Source organism: Sulfidibacter corallicola (genome assembly GCF_017498545.1).
GTDB classification, from domain to species: Bacteria; Acidobacteriota; Holophagae; order Acanthopleuribacterales; family Acanthopleuribacteraceae; genus Sulfidibacter; species Sulfidibacter corallicola.
In genome coordinates this window covers 8422407-8439568 of sequence record NZ_CP071793.1, presented here as the reverse complement: position 1 = coordinate 8439568, position 17162 = coordinate 8422407, and the positions used below count along the sequence as shown (strand labels likewise).

9 protein-coding genes are annotated in these 17162 nt (G+C 59.8%); 7 read left to right on the top strand and 2 right to left on the bottom strand.

All coding sequences use genetic code 11. The annotated features are described in order from the left end of the window. Positions 1-950: 950 nt before the first annotated feature. From J3U87_RS25555 to J3U87_RS25545, 3 genes are all read left to right on the top strand, one after another. Entirely contained in the window at positions 951-2636 is a 1686-nt protein-coding gene (locus J3U87_RS25555) for a hypothetical protein (RefSeq protein WP_237378622.1), read from the top strand. A 140-nt stretch (positions 2637-2776) separates the two neighbouring features. Further along, on the top strand, positions 2777-3874 hold the full coding sequence (locus J3U87_RS25550) for a type 1 glutamine amidotransferase domain-containing protein (protein ID WP_237378621.1): 1098 nt from the start codon (positions 2777-2779) through the stop codon (positions 3872-3874). A gap of 333 nt (positions 3875-4207) precedes the next feature. Beyond that, the gene (locus J3U87_RS25545; RefSeq protein ID WP_237378620.1) at positions 4208-4645 is read left to right on the top strand and encodes a potassium channel family protein; all 438 of its coding nucleotides are present in this window, start codon (positions 4208-4210) and stop codon (positions 4643-4645) included. Between the two features lie 13 nt (positions 4646-4658). Here the strand turns inward: J3U87_RS25545 and J3U87_RS25540 are convergent, their stop codons facing one another. After that, the gene (locus tag J3U87_RS25540) at positions 4659-5603 is read right to left on the bottom strand and encodes a TolB family protein (RefSeq protein WP_237378619.1); all 945 of its coding nucleotides are present in this window, start codon (positions 5601-5603) and stop codon (positions 4659-4661) included. 215 nt (positions 5604-5818) lie between these two features. Next, on the bottom strand, positions 5819-8743 hold the full coding sequence (locus J3U87_RS25535) for a serine/threonine-protein kinase (RefSeq protein ID WP_237378618.1): 2925 nt from the start codon (positions 8741-8743) through the stop codon (positions 5819-5821). A gap of 755 nt (positions 8744-9498) precedes the next feature. Here J3U87_RS25535 and J3U87_RS25530 point away from each other — a divergent pair. The 4 genes from J3U87_RS25530 (at position 9499) to J3U87_RS25515 (ending at position 16294) form a co-directional block, all read left to right on the top strand. Then, positions 9499-11073 carry an FAD/NAD(P)-binding protein gene (locus tag J3U87_RS25530; RefSeq protein ID WP_237378617.1) on the top strand — a complete coding sequence of 525 codons (1575 nt, stop codon included), beginning with the start codon at positions 9499-9501 and terminating at the stop codon, positions 11071-11073. Between the two features lie 249 nt (positions 11074-11322). Next, positions 11323-13344, top strand: coding sequence for a TonB-dependent receptor plug domain-containing protein (locus tag J3U87_RS25525; RefSeq protein ID WP_237378616.1), 2022 nt, complete (start codon positions 11323-11325; stop codon positions 13342-13344). Positions 13345-14075: 731 nt separating this feature from the next. Then, a complete protein-coding gene (locus J3U87_RS25520) occupies positions 14076-15326 on the top strand; it encodes a hypothetical protein (RefSeq protein WP_237378615.1) in 1251 nt (416 codons plus the stop codon). Between the two features lie 434 nt (positions 15327-15760). Next, entirely contained in the window at positions 15761-16294 is a 534-nt protein-coding gene (locus J3U87_RS25515; RefSeq protein ID WP_237378614.1) for a CesT family type III secretion system chaperone, read from the top strand. Positions 16295-17162 lie beyond the last annotated feature (868 nt).

Here is a 17162-nt window from a genome sequence, read left to right as displayed (position 1 = left end):
ATCGCCCGGCAGGACTTGCAGTGCCGACTCTCGAAGCAAGCGGGAACTCCTCGCGTGGATCACTTCGAAAAGTACATCCGGCGGATGTTCCTACCGGGCACGGCGACTCTCTCGGCATTCGGGAACTCCAGGCAGGTTTGGTCGGTTAGGCCAGGTAGGTGCGGCGGCTCGCCGCACATTCCAAAGCCGAATACTCCAATGCTCCCGCTACAGGCAATCCTTCACTCTTTCCATTCCCAAGCATGCGAAGCCTGGATCACTTCGAAAAGTACATCCGGCGGATGTTCCTACCGGGCACGACGACTCTCTCGATATTCGGGAACTCCAGGCAGGTTTGGTCGGTTAGGCCAGGTAGGTGCAGCGGCTCGCCGCACATTCCCAAGCCGAATACTCCAACGCTCCCGCTACAGGCAATCCTTCACTCTTTCCATTCCCAAGCATGTGAAGCGTCGATCGCTTCGAAAAGTACATCCGGCGGATGTACCTACCGGGCACCACGACTCTCTCGGCATTCCAGAACTCCAGGCAGGTTTGGTCGGTTAGGCCGGGTAGGTGCGGCGGCTCGTCGCACATTCCAAAGCCGAATACTCCAATGCTCCCGCTACAGGCAATCCTTCACTCTTTCAAATCCCAAGCATGCGAAGCCTGGATCACTTCGAAAAGTACATCCGGCGGATGTACCTACCGGGCACGACGACTCTCTCGGCATTCGGGAACTCCATGCAGGTTCGTTTCTCGTGAGAACAGCACCGGCTCCGCGCCGCCATCGATGATGAAGGCGAGGCGGTTTCGAACGCGGCTCGGCCCGCATGTTCCGCATTGGGTCCAACGCGGTTCGCCGTCCGGGGTACGAAACTTTTTAGGAGTTTTTTACAACCTGATGACGTTTGTATTCGCCTGGCTTCTTATGATTTTTCCGAGCCTATTCCATTCCTGTCTCGGAGGCGATCATGAACCGACTTCCCCTGTGGATCCTGGCCCTGAGTTTGATTCCCCTGCCCCCTGTGACCGCGACCGATTCTCTGGATATCCGCGAGGTCACGGTCTTTAAAAACGGACTCTCGCTGTTTCATTTCGAGGGCTCGGTGGCCGTTGACGACGAGGGCCTGGCCACCGTGGGCCCCTTACCCGAACCGATCTACGGCACCTTTTCTTCCTACTCGGCGACGCCGGACGTCAGGATTCGCCAAGTGACGACCGCACCGCGCACCCTACGGAAATCCGTACCCGCGGCCGGTCTGGCCGAATTCATGATCGCCAACATCGGAGCGGAAATCACGGTGTACGAGGAACTGTCGGATCAGGGAACCCACCCGCCGCCTTCCTACGAGGCACTGTTGATCGGCGTTCCCCAACCGGAAGATCCGCACGTGGCGATTCTTCGCACGGAACTGGGTGACAAAATCCTTCCGATCGAGACCATCCGATCGATCATGGTCAAGGGCCAGGCCCAAACCGAATATTCGGTGGATCGATCCGAGGAACTGATGACCTGGCGCTTCGAAGGGACCGGCGGTCCGATGCGCGTGAAGGCCGGCATGATGTACGTGGGACGTGGTTTGCGCTGGGCGCCCTCGTACCACATCGATCTGGACGGAACGGGCAAGGCCCGAGTCCGGCTGAGAGCGACCTTGATGAACGAGGGCCCGGCCTTGCGGGACGTACATCTGAACCTGGTGGTTGGGGTGCCCGACTTCCCGTTCGCCGATATGGTGGATCCGTTGGCATCACCCGAACTGCGGGCGGAGATCGCCCGCGTGCTCCCCCAGGCCGCCCCGAATGTCAATCGCTTCTCCAATGTCCTCGTCACCCAGGTACATGCGCACGCCAGCCTCGGGCACGGTACGCAGGCCTCGAATACCTCCGGCGGGCGCGCGACCTCACCAGTTCCCGGAAACGACGACGGCGAGGACTTGCACGTCTTCGAATTGCGGCATTTTAGTCTGGAGAAAGGGGCCCGGGCGATGGTCGACATCTTCCAAACGGAATTGAATTACCGCGATCTCTACCTCCTGGACATGCCCCTCAAGCCGCCGCCGGAAGCATCGCGGTACCGCAGTCACAACGGTCGAGAGGCAACGGGTACCGTCGCACCCGCCGTGACCCACAACATTCGCCTGCACAACGACAGCGACGTTCCCCTGACCACCGCACCGGCCACGGTCTATCTCGACGGTGCCATTCAGGCCCAGACGCTGGTGACCTTCACCCCAAAACAAGGTTCGGTGAACCTGGAACTGACGAAGGCCGTGGCCATCCTGTCGCAAAACGAAGAGCGCGAAACCAACCGAACCGTCGACCAACGGCGCTGGCGCAATCAGCAGTACACGGAGATCCACATGACGGGCAGGCTGGACATCGCCAACTACACCGGCAAGGAAGTGGAGCTGTGGGTCACTCGCGAGTTCATGGGCCAGGGACGAAGCGTCGGCCAGGACGGGCGTTGGCACATGCTGGCCCTGATGGATGTGCGCAACCGCGGGGCCGCCATCGGTGTATCCGGCTGGTGGTACAGCTTCGCCTGGCCGGCCTGGTGGTACCACTTCAACGGCATCGGCCAATTCGAGTGGAAATTCCGCCTGGAGCCCGGCAAATCGAAGGCTCTGGAGTACGGCTACGACTACACCTGGGAATGACGAGTCGAGTGACGGCAGAGGCCTTCGCACGGGGAAGCGATCCGGACGGCGTATCGAGATCGAGCCGAACTAGGGTGTAAACCTTTGGAGAGACGAGGGCGTTTGGGTGGACGAAATTGATGGAACAGGAGCGACGAACCTTGAAAATCTGTGTCCTTGCCCTATTTGCCACCGCCCTTTTCGGGCAGGTCCCCCGTGACGTATTCCCAGAACCGGCCACTGAGTATCGCGGCAAAATCCTCGCCGTCGTATCCAGCACCGGCGTCAACCCCAACAGCGGCAAATCGATCGGTTACGAGCTGACCGAACTGTCGCGCGCCTGGTACCTTTTCGAGGCCAACGGCTACGAGGTCGAGGTCGCCAGTCCCAAAGGCGGGCCCGCCCCCGCGGTCATGGACGACGAGGACATGACCGACCTCGACAACGGCTTCCTCGCCGATCCGGCCGTCAAGGCCAAACTCGACCACACCCACCGCATGGACCAAATTGACCCCGGTGATTACCGCGCCATTTACTTCGTCGGCGGCAAGGGTGCCTTCTTCGATTTTCCCGATGACCCACACATCCAAAAGGCCGTGGCCGATATTTACGAAAACGGCGGCGTGGTCAGCGCGGTGTGCCACGGACCGGCGGCACTGGTCAACGTCAAACTGACCGACGACTCCTACTTGATCGAAGGCATGAAGATCTCGAGCTTCACCAACAAAGAGGAGCTGCTGCTGAACAAAAAGGCCGAAGCGGTCTACCCTTTCCTGCTGGAGGATCGACTGATCGAACGAGGGGCGGTATTCGAGCAGGCGCCCCTGTTCCTCAACAACAGCTCGGTGGACGGCCGGCTGGTCACCGGCCAGAACCCGTGGTCGACCTGGGCGGTAGCGGAAAACACGATTCGCGCGCTCGGCCACGAACCCGTGCCGCGGATTCGCACAGCCAACGAGGTCACGGTAGAAACCATCGCCGCCCTGCGTAGCCGCGACCTGAAGGCCGCCCATTCAGTCAAGCAGGGAAGCGAAAAGTTCGACCACGTCTTCCTGGCCTCATACACGGTCGCCACCATCATCGACGGCGATGCCGCGACAACCCTCGACCTGATTCGCCTGAGCGACTACACCTGGGTTTGGGTCGTCGCAGTGTTGACACCACTCGCCCTGGCGGTGGGCGCCTTTCTGCTGGTACGCATGCTCTTCCGCAAGACCGTCACGGTAATCAGAAAACGAAGGGAAGCAGCCCCGATCTGATCCTCGATCCATCCGTTCCTCCGAACCCGGCTCCCCAAACGAAGGCCGGGTCCGGAGAACCGATGTTTCGCGCCAGGGACGAATGGCCGAGGAACAGTCACCGACCCTTGGTCCATCCCGAGCTTCCATACCCCGGACCTTCCCGAGGTGCCGCCCACCGAAGGGGCATCCCGGGCCGCGACACTTTCCGCCTTTTCATCCCGACCACGACTGGCTAGGATACTTCGCAAGGCTTCCCCTTCACGGCAGGTGAAGGCCGCTTCTCCTCTCCCCTACGGCCATCGCGATCGATTCGATGGTCGTGCGACGCGCGCATCCAAATGAGGAGCTACCTTGCTGGCCAAACAATTCATACTCGGCACCTCGATGATCCTCGGCAACGTGGTCTTCCACGTGGGCATGCTGTTGCTATTGGTCAAACAGTTGAGAAGACACGAGCCCGATCCCGACCATCCCCGATCCCTGGCCCGCATGTTCTTTTATTTGACCTATGCGGTGCTGATCATCATTTGCATTCACATCGCCGAAGCCGCCAGTTGGGCGCTTGTGTACTACGCCTTCGGCGAATTCTCCGATTTCCCCAGCTCGCTCTACTTCTCCATGGTGACGGCCACGACCCTGGGCTACGGCGACATGACCCTGAGCGAGAGCAAACGGCTCCTGAGTACCTTCGAAGCCGTGGGCGGCCTGATCCTGTTCAGCACCAGTACCGCATTCCTGATCGAGCTGATGCGGCGCATTTTCGATGATCCGAGCAAAGCCGAGGCGTGAGTCCGGTGCGCGATCAGTTGCCCGGGGTGGCTTGGGTTCGCCCTACGATCACGGGGGCCAGCGCCAAGGGGCCATCGCCGGTCAGGGCTCGCGCCTTTCCACTTTTCATGTCGTGGAGGTAGATGCGCCAGGACTTGCCGTCCTCGGTGCGGTCGTAGGCGAGCCAGCGCCCGTCCGGCGACCAACTGTGCCACATTTCGTCGGCGCGGTCGTCGGTGAGCTGCTGCTCTCGAGAACCGTCGGGACGCACGGCGAAGATACTGTAGTTGCCGTTCCGTTTGGAAGCGAAGGTGATCTGGTTGCGACGGGCCACCCAGAACGGCGGACCGGCATGGAAGCCGCGGCCGTCGGCCAAGGAATCGTCCGATTCGGGGTAAAAGGTCAATTGGCGCTCCTGGCCGCCGTCGGTCGCGCGAATCCACAACTCGTCCTTCCCGGAGCGTTTGGAGCGGTAGACGATCTGGCTGCCGTCCGGCGAAAAGACCGGATCGTTTTCGTAGCGATCGTTGTCGGTCAGGCGTTTCAGCTCACGACCGGAGGCATCGATCAGGTAGAGTTCGTGGTCCTTTCCATCCTTGGCGGAACACACCACGAATTGTGTGCCGTTGCGCCGCGAGGACAGCCACGAATCGACCACCAGAAAGTCGGTCATGCGGCGCACACCGCTGCCGTCGGCGCGCATTTCGTACAGATGAAACTCGCGGTGCTTGGCGTCGCGATCGGAAACGAAGTAAAGCTTGTCGCCCACCGCCAAATACACCCAATCGACGCCTTTCCAGTTGGAAATATTGCGTTTTCCACTTCCGTCGGCGTTCATGACATAGATTTCGTAATTGTCGGTGGCCGGGTCCTCAAAGACGTTGTAGGCGATCTGAAGCGATTGGGGCGGCGCGGATTCGCCGGCAACCACCAGTGCGGCGCAGCCCATGATCATCATAAAAAGACGTAACACGCTCATGCAAGACTCCCTGAATTCATACGAAATGGCTTTTGTTTCGGGAGTCCAATCTATCGAACCGGGATCGCACCGGTATTGGAAAAAAATTACCTCTCGAGACCCCAGGCGCATCCCAATCTGTCGGATAGGGCGACCCGCAAGGTGCGCGAACGGATTCAATCCGTCAAGCCAGCCGCGCATGGGCCGACCTTTTCGGCGATGCCGACCGAACCCTCTCAATGAAAGGGCTCCAGGCCTTCCTCCGGCTCTCGACCCAATTGGACGTAGCAGGTTCGCAATTGATCAACCACCCAAGCTCGCGCCGAACCGAAAAACGTCTGCTTGTCGCGCAGCGCGGTTTCCAGGTAGGGCACCGCTTCCTCGAATCGCGATGCGCTCACCAAACAGGAGGCGTACACGGCTTTGGCTTCGATGATCATGGCTTGGCCCTCCGGTAATGAGGCTTCCAACAGACAGAGATGGTGCCACGCCATGTCCAGCGCTTCCTGGTGATGCCCCTGCTCGTTGCGGTGGCGCACGTACTGGGTCAGGGTTGCCACGGTACGGGGGTTCTCCGGGCCCAGGTTGTGGCTGCGAATCGCGTGCGCCTGGCGAAAGTAATCCATGGCCAACTCGATTTCACCGAATTCCGCCAAATCGGTCCCCATTTTCCAGAGGGTGGTCGCGGTCCCCTGGTGTAGCTCTCCCAAGACCTTGCGGCGAAGACCCAGCACCAGCGCATTGTATTCCAGCGCCAACCCATTTCGGTTCGTTCGAGAATAGATCGAAGCCACATTGGCGTAGGCGAGTGCGGTAAGCGGGTGGTCGGTGCCCCACTCCTTCAACCGCGCCTCGAGCACTCGGTGCGCGTAACCGAGCGCTTCGTCGTAGCGTTCCCGCATGGCGAGGATCGCCATGTAATTACTGAGGCTGAAAATGGTTTGGGGGTGGTCCTCGCCCAATTCCCGAGTCCGAATGGTCAGGGCCCTTTTGAAGTAGTGGTCAGCCCGCTCGATATCTCCACGAGCGTAGAAGAGACCGCCCAAATTGTTGAGGACCGGGGCCAGGTACAGACTATCCGGGCCGAACACTTGCTCGCTAAAAGAGAGGGCTTCCTCGAAATAGGTTTGGGCTTCGTCCAGGCGACCCAACCTCTGCAACATTTTACCCAAACTCACCATCGCGGCCGGTCGGGTACGGGTGAACACGTTTTGACTCCCTTCGCTCGCCGCCAACGCCTGCTTGAACAACTCTTCCGCTCGTGAAAATTCTTCCAAATCGCCCAGAATGGCGGCCAGATTGCTCATACTTTCCGCCGTTTCCGCGTGGTTGGGACCGTAGAGAGATTGGCGCAAGTCCAGCGCTTCGGTATAGGCCGCCCGCGCCTCCTGAAGTTGGCCCTCCTCTTTCAACAGGAGCCCGGACCAATTCAGGGCCTGGGCCAGAAGCTCGGTCCGCCTCCGCCCTTCCGGGAGCTGGCGGGCCATGGCAGTCGCCTCTCGGACGCGCTCGAGGCCGAGCTTGTACTCACCACGCACCAAGTCGGTGGAGACGACACCGAGAAGGGCCGAAGTGGTGGCAAAGGGATCGTTTCGGCTGCGGCACTGCTCCAGCACTTCCGCCATCAGCCCAGCGGCCTTCTCGAGGTATCCCATGTTGGCGTAAGTCCTCGCCATGATTTTCAGGAGCCTCGAGCGAACTTCCGGCTCCTCGCTCAATTCACCCCTTTTCAATGCGGCCAGCGCGCGGTCCAGCATCTCCACGACCGTGAATTCGGCCCCCTTGGCCTCGACCGGATCCGCCATTTCCAGGGTGTTCGAAAGGAACTGCACCACCGATTCGGCGGTGGCCGCCTCCAGTTCGGCTCGGTGCCGCGCGGCCTCGGTCTTGCGGCTCTCCAACAGAGTCGCCACCGTGAACGTCGAAGGCAAGAGCAACAGGACAGTCAGAAAACCCGCCAGCAGTTTGTTGCGGCGAAAGAATCGACCCGTGGTGTAGACCAAACTGGGTTTACGCGCTTGAATGGGAAAGCCCTGAAGGTGGGCTTCGATATCCTTGGCGAAGGCGGCCGCGCTTTCGTAGCGAAAGGACGGGTTTTTGCTGAGGTTCTTGAGCACGATCAAGTCCAGATCCCCGCTCAGGATGCGCCGAATCCGCCGGCTGTCTTCGCCAAAGGCGGGACCTTCGATTGCCGGGTCTTTGGGCGCTTTTTGCCGTGTAAGGGACAGGGCCTGACTGGGGCGGACGGGCTCCTGGTTCAGCACCGCCTTTTCCAATTCCCGCAAGCTCTCATTCACGGGCGCATACGGCCAGGTACCGGTCAACAATTCGTAGAGGACCACCCCCAACGCGTACAGGTCGCTGCGCAGCGAAACCGGCGCCCCGCGAATCTGTTCCGGACTGGCATACCGCGGCGTCATCAGGCGCACGTGCGAGGCCGTTTCGGCCATGGCGTCGGGTTGATCGGAGGGGTTCAACATCTTGGCGATGCCGAAATCCAAGAGCTTGGGTTCCCCCTTGGCCGTCACCAGAATGTTTCCGGGCTTGAGGTCGCGGTGCACGATCATGTGCGTATGGGCCTCATGGACGGCATCACAAATTTTGCGAAACAGGTTCAGTCGTTGGTGAATCCCGAATCCCTGTCGGTCGCAGTAACGGTCCAGGGGTTCACCTTCCACATACTCCAGCACGAAATAGGGCAATCCCTGGTCGGTCGTGCCTGCATCGAACAACTTCGCGATGTTGGGGTGATTCAGGCCTGCCAACATTTGTGATTCCGCCAGGAACCGACGCCGAAATTCACCGTGCTGCATCCACGCGCCGAGGACCTTGATGGCCACCGTGCGCCGCACCGGATGTTCCTGTTCGGCCTGATACACCGTGCCCATGCCGCCCTGGCCCAGTTTGCGCACGATGCGGAAGGGCCCGATGCGATCCGGAGATTCTCCCGGGAAATCGCCATCGGCCAGGCCACCTTCGAAGGGTTTCTCGGGAAACGACGATTCCGTGCGGCTCAAACACTGCCTCACTTGTTCGTGAAGCGCCGGATCCTTCGCGCAGACGCGGCGAAGATAGGTTTCACGCCGATCGGGTTCGAGGACCAATACCTCTTCCAAAATCTCGAGCACCCGCTTCTGGCGTGAAAGCGTGGGTTCCTGCATGCATGCCTCCCTTGGCAACCCTGCATCCCAGGGAGCGCCGACCACACGAAGGGCCGACATGGTTCGCTCGTATGACCGACCCGAGAAGTGCGCGGTGGCAGACCAAACGGGGACATCACGTCGAACGGACTCCAGGGCTGGGTATGGTGAACCGTCGTTAACGAATACAAGATTCGCGTCGCCAAGGAAGCATGGATAATTATGAAATTAATCTAAAAATCAAAAAAATAAACTCATTCGAAAATTCAGTCACATTAAACACCGAGCCATTCGGCAACTCAAGGATCCAATCATCTAGAAATGCTCGGTCTTGTATTTTAGTGACATCCATCACAAACGACAGCACCACAAATCAAGCGAGCGCGGGCCTCCAAACCAGTACCTATCCCGAAACGACTGGCTCACGACTCCCAAGGTGATTTGACTGAATGGGCACAATTTCAGGTCTCAGGTGTCAGGGATTGGCAAGATACGTGTTCAAAGGTATTTAGCTGACTCCCGGTGCCTGATTGCCGAGGCTGGCTGGTGTCGGCGACCCTGCCGATTCGAAGGAGTATTTTCATGAAAACGCTGGTTTATGGATGGGCACAAACCAGCCAAATGGTGTCCAAGTGGGCACAGCCGTGTCTCGCTCGACGCCCGGAGCCTTCTCCCCGCTCCCCCCTGAAACGTCTTCGGCGCTTCGCCGTTGAATCTGGTATCGTTACCAAGTTCCAGTGTCCGATGCCAAGTCTTGGGAATGCGGGAGATGTTCGATGACGGCACCCTCACACATCGCGCTGGTCGGCTGCGGCTTCACCGGTACCAGCGCCTTTTTCCAATTGGTCGATGGATATCCCGTCGAGGAAATCACGATTTTCGAGGCGAGCGGTGAATTCGGCCCCGGCTATCCCTATCGCCTCGACGATTGTCCGGATTACCTGATCAACAACACGACGGACACGATGTGCCTGGTTCCATCCAACACCCGGGCCTTCGTGACCTGGCTGAAGGGAAAACCCGAACTGGCCCCCGATTTCGACGAAAGGGGGCATTTGCCGCGATCGGTTTTCGGGCGCTTCCTGAAGGACGTGTTCGAGAGCACCGGCACCGTCGCCGCGATCAAGGGCATTCGGGTCAACCTGGTCCCCCACGAAGTGATCGACATGGACGAAGACCCGCAAGGCAGGGTCACCCTCCACTGGAACGGCGGGCGCACCACGGTGGACAAAGCGATTCTGACGACGGGCCGCTGTCCCGATCTGGACAGGGTTCCACCTGCGCCGGCAGAGGGGGCCACCTACGTCGCGAGCCATATCCGCAACGCCGATCTGGACGAGGTGCCCCTGGACGCGAAGGTTCACGTTTTGGGCGCGTCGCTCAGTGCCTACGACGTGGTCAACCGCTTGTTTTCACCGTCCACCGGCTGCGCCTTTCACCGGGATGAACGGGGCACACTGCAATTCGAACCCGGCCCGAACCAACGGCGGGTGCTGCTCTGTTCCCGCAGTGGTCGCCTGAAGGCCATGCAAAGCCGGCACGAAAGGGACCTGGAACGAACCGAAGTCACCCCCGACCGCCTGCGGCGACAGGCCCGCGCCGGAGCGCTCGACCTCCCGACCCTGGCCGAGATGATTCGCAAGGAGGCCGACCACCACGGTGCGGTCATCGATTGGGATGCGGTGCGCGACCCATATGCCGATTGCAGCACGGCAGCCGAGGTCGACCAACGAGCCGGTGACCTGCTCGACGAGGCCATCGCCGACGCGGCAGACCCCTCCCGTCTCAACTTCCTCGTGGATTTTTTCGACGATGCGCGCGACGACCTGTGGCAGTGCTTCGGGGAACAGCTTCTGACGGCAGCCGACGAACGGACCTTCCGCAATCGCCTCGAAACCGCCGTGCTGGCCTATGCCGCACCGTGCCCCGTGCCGACCGCGGAAAAGCTGCTGGCGCTCCATCGCGCCGGGCGACTTTCCTTCGTCAAAGGCGTTCGCGCCATCGGGACCACCCCGACCGGCCAATATGAAATCGAGCACGAACACGGCACGGAAACGGCCCGGGTTCTCGTGAACACCACGGGATCGGTCAATCTCGACGTCGTGCACGACGACCAGCCCGCACTGGTCAGAAACCTCGTGCGCAAGGGCCTGATCGGCGCCTATCGACGCGAAGGACAGCCCATGAAAGGGGCCGCGGTGGATATGCGGACCTATCGTTCGCGCGACGCACGCAGCATCTATATCGCCAGCATGCTGCTCTGGGGGCCCGGCATCTTCACGAGTTCGGCCTACACGATGGCGCGGGTGGTCGAACAACTGCTGGCCGAGCTGTTTTCGGAGGACTCGTAACGAAACGCAAAGCCGTGGAGGGCAGGAGATCCGTGGGGTAAGACGGAGCGTACCGCGACCGGCAGGGCGAACGAATCGACGCCGATGGCCGCAAACCCACCGCCGCCACGGACTCTCGAAATTTTAGAGCTGGCTTTTCCTCGCCGATAAATAGAAAAAACCTTTAGGCCTTAACCCATGTCCTGCTGGCGTATCCCGGTTTCGCTTCTTTTCTTCACCGCGACGTTGTTCTCCCAGGAAATCACCACGTTGTCCGATTTTCAGGAGTATATGGACAGTCTGGTCATCACCATCGCGGAAAAGAGGGCGTCGCGACTGTCCGAGGCGACCGGTGCGATCACGGTGTTTTCCGGTGACGAGATTCGCGCCATGGGTATCCGGAACCTGAGCGAGTTGTTCAACTACGTGCCCGGCATGCAGAGCGAGATCAACACGACCATCGACGGACAGCTCGACTACACGATCGCGCGCGGTTCGGCAGGGTTCGGCAACGATTTTCTGGTGATGTTGGACGGGCAACGTCTCAACAACCTCCACAACAACACCGCATCGCTGTTCTTGCGCTTCATCGACGTGCGCAACTTGGCGCGGGTCGAGATCATGCGCGGCCCGGCCTCGTCCCTGTACGGCTCCAACTCCATCGCCGGTGTCATCAACCTGATCACCCACAAGACGGGCAAGGCCCTGGAGGTTTCGGCCGGGAGCCACGAACGGCGTGAAGCCGTGGTTCGGTACCACGATTCACGGACCGACGCGGACCTCAGTTGGGGACTGTTCTACAGCTTCCACGAAGACGACGGCGAGCGCTTCGTCGATTTCAATCCTCACTCCAGTTTCAACGGTATCGCCGCCGATCAGCACCCCGAGCTGGCGTCCTTCCGCGATCCCCGCACCGGCCAGGACCTGCACCTGCACCTTCAATTTCAAGAAAAAATCCATGCGTCGCTCAAGTACCAGAATCGCGAACTCGAAGACTACTACCTCTATTCGGGGGGGATCCTGCCGAACGTCAATCGGGACGAAACGCATTCGTGGTTGGGCAGCCTGGCTTTCACCCATCGTTTTAACGCGGCACTGAAAGCACAACTCCGATTCGACGGCCAATGGGCCGAACGCGAAGGGTTGCACTCCCCACTTCCGCGCGGCGTGGCGTTCGCCCAAGCGGATCACTTTTTCGGGGGACCGATCCAAGAGTACCGGCTCATCGAATCCAAGCTGGAATTGGAATACGATCCGGAAGGGCCCTCGCACCTGGTGTTCGGCGCGGAAACGGCCAGGGCCGAGAATCCCCTGGCCACGGCCCAGCGAAACTACGACTTGCTCGCGGACCCACCCCAATACCTCGGCGAGATCGTCACCTTTTTCGATGAATCACAGTGGTTCATCGACAACCAGGAGCAGCGCACCACCGGCCTGTTCGCCCAGTTCTCCAGACTGATTCGCACGCGAACCAAGGCCTTGGTCGGCCTGCGATGGGACGATTTCCGATACGGTGGAAACCACGTGAGCCCGCGACTGTCGGTCATCCACAAACCCAGCGAGCGCCACGTGCTGCGGTTCATCTATGCGAAGGCGTTCCGGGGACCGGGCCTGGCCGATCTTTTCGAGCAAAACAACCTGGTGTCCCAAGGCAATCCCGATCTGCAATCGACGACCGTGAAGAGCTACGAACTCGGGTACGAATTCATTTCCAGCCGGCTCACCTTCGCCACGCACCTCTACACCGCGCACATGCACGACGTGATCACCTTGGTGCCCAACCCCGAGGCCACCCCCGGGTCCCCGGCGAACCTGTTCGCCAATGCCGGAACCCAGGACACCCAGGGCCTGGAACTTTCCGCGCAATGGCTCGTCGACGACACCACCCGGCTGAAAGTGAACTTCACCCACCTTTTCGACACGGAGACCGACATGGAGGCCGCCGCAGGTAGCGAACGGCCGGAAGCGTTCATCGCGCGAAACAACGCCAGTGTGGTCCTTCACCGCCAATGGGATCACCTCCATTGGAACCTCAACGGGTATTACCGGGGCAGCATGGAGGCCCTCGAACGACAGGACGGGTATGCGGTGGTCAATACACGGCTCGGATTGCGCGCGACGGATCGACTGAGCCTGGACGTGACCGTGACCAACCTCTTCGACGAGGCGTATGCCTCGCCGGCGCTCGGCGTGGGACTCGGCACGAATCCCCAGGGAGACGTGGTGCGCGAACTGCCGCGTCACCGGCGTTGGTTTTTCGTGGGTGTCCAGTACCGATTTTCCGATCCGTGACAGCGATCCGGAACATGCGACGCCGGAACCCGGGAGCCGGGCATCGAGTCACGAATGCGCCGTTGGGAGGGCATGTCGCTCACATCGAACGGCGAGCCGGTGACGATCCGCACGGATTCAGTGGAGCTACCGAAACGGATTTCCAAACCGGGGCGGGCGAGTCAAACCGATCTGCGTCCACGGTTCCCAGCCCGCGATGGCACTTGATTTCCGAATCGTTGGGGAGGAGGCGAGGTTCCATCTCTTTTCCTCATTTCCGCCTTTTTTTCTCCACATTCGACTCCTAGATTGCCATCAACACATCGGAGCCCCCCAACTCATGGAATCCGCGCCGCCACGATTCCCCTACCCCAAATCCTGGTTCGGTCTCCTTTGTGCCCGCGATCGTACCAGCACCGATCCGGGGCCACCACCAACGAACCGACCGAAGAACCCGCCAAGACGGAACCTCCGCCAAAGCCGTCCCAGCAGCGGAACCGGTCGCGGGACACCATGCCCGAACAGGCCCCGACGCGGAAACGACATTTCCGACATCTGGAAACCCATCAAATGAGCGAGTTCGGCCCCACGGGCCTGTCCCGCCATGGTCACACTACTCTCATTATCTTTGTTTAGAGAAAGTTACAGTAAATATTCCTGCATTTCCCAATACTCTATTCCCGTTTGGGATCAGCCAAGTCCTCAACAGGATTCTCTCGATCAGGTCACCATCATCCAGGAGGCACACGACCATGACGACTGCAATGACCTCACAGACACCGGCCCCACACTTTTCGCTCAAGGAATCGGCATACGTCAATCCGTCGACCCTACATCACGGACGCTGGGCCTTTTCTCCGCTCCTTCCGATTCCCGACGAGCGGCAATTCACGATCTCCCTTTTCGATCGCGACACCTGGGTCGGCACCGCCATCCTTTCGCCTGCCGCCAACGGTCGTTTCGACGCCTTGATTCGCCTCCCCGAAGCGGCCCTCACACCGACCCTGTTTCTCAACGGCATCTGTATCGCCACTGACTACGACACCCCCGACACGCTGGCGGGTCTCGCCTACCTGGCCCTGCGCCGTGGCCGAATCGAGGGTTTCAAGAACGTGGTCGTCCTGTTGCCGCCCGACGAAGATGAATTGGCCACGGTGCTGCATCTCGCCCCGCTCACCCACCTCAAGCCCGTCAAAATCGACGGCACCACCTTCGAGGCGTTCGCCGCCAAGATGGACCTCGCCACGCTCCGCGCTTTCGAAACCTGTGACGGTAAGATCCGCGCCACTTTGAAGAAGCACTTCATCCACGAAATCATCGAGACCCACCGACGCTGGCTCGAACGCTTCAACCAAGGCAGTTGGTACCGCGCCATCGCCGGCGGTACCATTTCCCGCGAGCAATACGTCCGCTCCCTGCAGAACCTCCACCAGTACGTGCGCCAAAGCACCCGCCTCGCCGCCCGCGCCATCGCCTACGCCGCCCAGGACGATATCCGCGATCATTTCATGAACCACATGCGCGGGGAAATCAACCACGAGCTGGTCATCGAGCACGACTTGGAGCACCTGGGTGAAGACGTGGCCTACGTGAAGCACCGAATGCTGCCGGACTCGGCCACGAACGAGTTCATGATGGTCCAGGAAAGCACCATCGGGTTCCATCGCGATTCGCTTCTGTTCCTGGCCTGCTCCATGGCCACGGAAGGAATCACCGCCAACCTGCCGCCCTCGTTCATGGAGGGCCTGCATCGCGCCATCGCGAACTGGGGCGTGGATCAACCCAAAAAGGCCTGCCGCTTCCTGGCCTCTCACATTCAATTCGACGGCGGAGATGACGGGCATTTCCAAATGGTGGCGGACACGATCCGGAAGTTCATCGATCACGAATCGAAGCTTCAGCAATTCCTGAAGGTCCTGCGGGCGGCCATGAAGACCTTCGAACGCGGGTTCAACGCCAACATCGACGACATGCACCTCTGGTCCGCGTCCGGAGGTTCTTGACATTGCAGAGAATTTTCAGGCGAACCAGTGCAAACCCTGTCATCGCGATCCCCGGAACCAATGCCTGAACGCGACACCCTCGAGGAGATCGGAGCCATGGCCCGATGCCTTGCGTCGTCGAGGATTCCGGCGTTCGGGACGAGCGCGGTGGCCTCCATCGTCCACGGCGGCCGAACGCGAGCCCCACAAATCCCCCAAACCGTGAAATTCCTCAATTGCGACAAACTTTCTCCACATTTGAGTCATAGGATGTGTGCAAGGCATCGAGGCGGAGCGCTTTCGACACGGCGGCTCCAGCCGGAAAATGGCACGGAACCGTCCTTTTCGTTTTTCAGGGCGCTGCAAGGGGCAGGGGTCCCCGAGATCCATTACCCCGCGACAGTCGACCCTTCGCGTATTTCCAAGATTTTCGTGAACCGTATAAGGAGACCCTCATGAGCATCCAGGCACAACAGATCAATCAATGGTTGAACGAGCTGAGTCAGGGTTCGGCGGAACCGCTGACACTGGACGAAGACGGCCGCTGCACGCTCGTTGCGGACGATGTCGAGCTCGTCGTTTCCACCACTCCCACCAGCGATCAATTTTTCATCAACCTGTCGGTCGTCGATCTGCCGGAGAGCGGACAGGAACTGTTCTACCGCCAAGCGTTGACATTCAACCTGTTTCAGCAGGATACCCGCGGCGCCAGTCTGGCGATCGACCCCCAGTCCAACGAAATGGTCCTGTGTTACACCCACGCCATCGAGGGTACCGAGCTGAACCATTTCAACAACATCGTCCAGAACCTGATCGAGACGACCAAATCGTTGCGAACCCAACTCGAACAAACGGTCCGCGATGCGGCCAACGCGCCCCAGCCCTCGGCACCGGCGGCACCCGCCCCCCAGGCTTCGGATTACGCGCCGGCACCCGCCATGAGCGGACACGCCCCCGACCATCTGGTTCATTTCATGAACATGGCCTGATCGCCACAGCCGCACACGGCGGACGACAGTGGCAAGGACGAATGGAACCCTTGGGGGGCCGTAGATTCGGCCCCACACATATCATGAGGTGTGACATGTTCAGATCGACACGAAGGTTGCGGAGGCACGGCCTGCCCAAGCTTGGAAAACACGAAGCCGCGTCTCGGAAATCGGAGGAACTGAGCGCAGTCCAACATGGCTTCGAGGAACGCAAGGCATCGGAATCACCGAGATCACCGAGACCCCGCTGGGAGCCCACAAGACGGCTCCGGACATCGCCGGCCTTTTGAGGGGCCTCCGTCAAAAAATCTCATTTTCTACCTTACTTACGCAAATTGTAAAAAATAACTCACGCTTTACTTCACGATAGAAGCACGGCTTGAAGCCACACCGAGCCAAACTCCGTAATCTCTGCGTACTCTCTTGAAACAAAGTGGTGCATTCAACCTGAGCAGGGTCTTGCCGTCGTCAAATCTTGATCAGGAAGGCAGGAATGATCGAAACCAGGAAAAGCAGGACCATAATGTGACACCAAATGCCGATCCTTTCCTGGTTTCCGATGTTCATGCGTTCCTGCTAAATTTTTCGGATGAACGACCCATGGCCCTTCGCCAGAAACCAAGTGTGCTGTTTCTTTCTCGAAATCGAGCGGGTTTGCCCGCTGGTTCGCGGCTCTTATGTAACAAACTCTGTAAAGCTCGAAGATAAAGATAAAAACCTAAAAAGGCGGATGTGCGGGGAGTTCGTCGAAAAATGTCGGCCCGGCGCCCTGGGCGGGCCCGGCACCTACTGCAACGACGCCCCTCTCACAAATGCGGGAACTCCCAAACGATTCGCTTCGATTAGTTACCCACCTGAAACTCGGTGG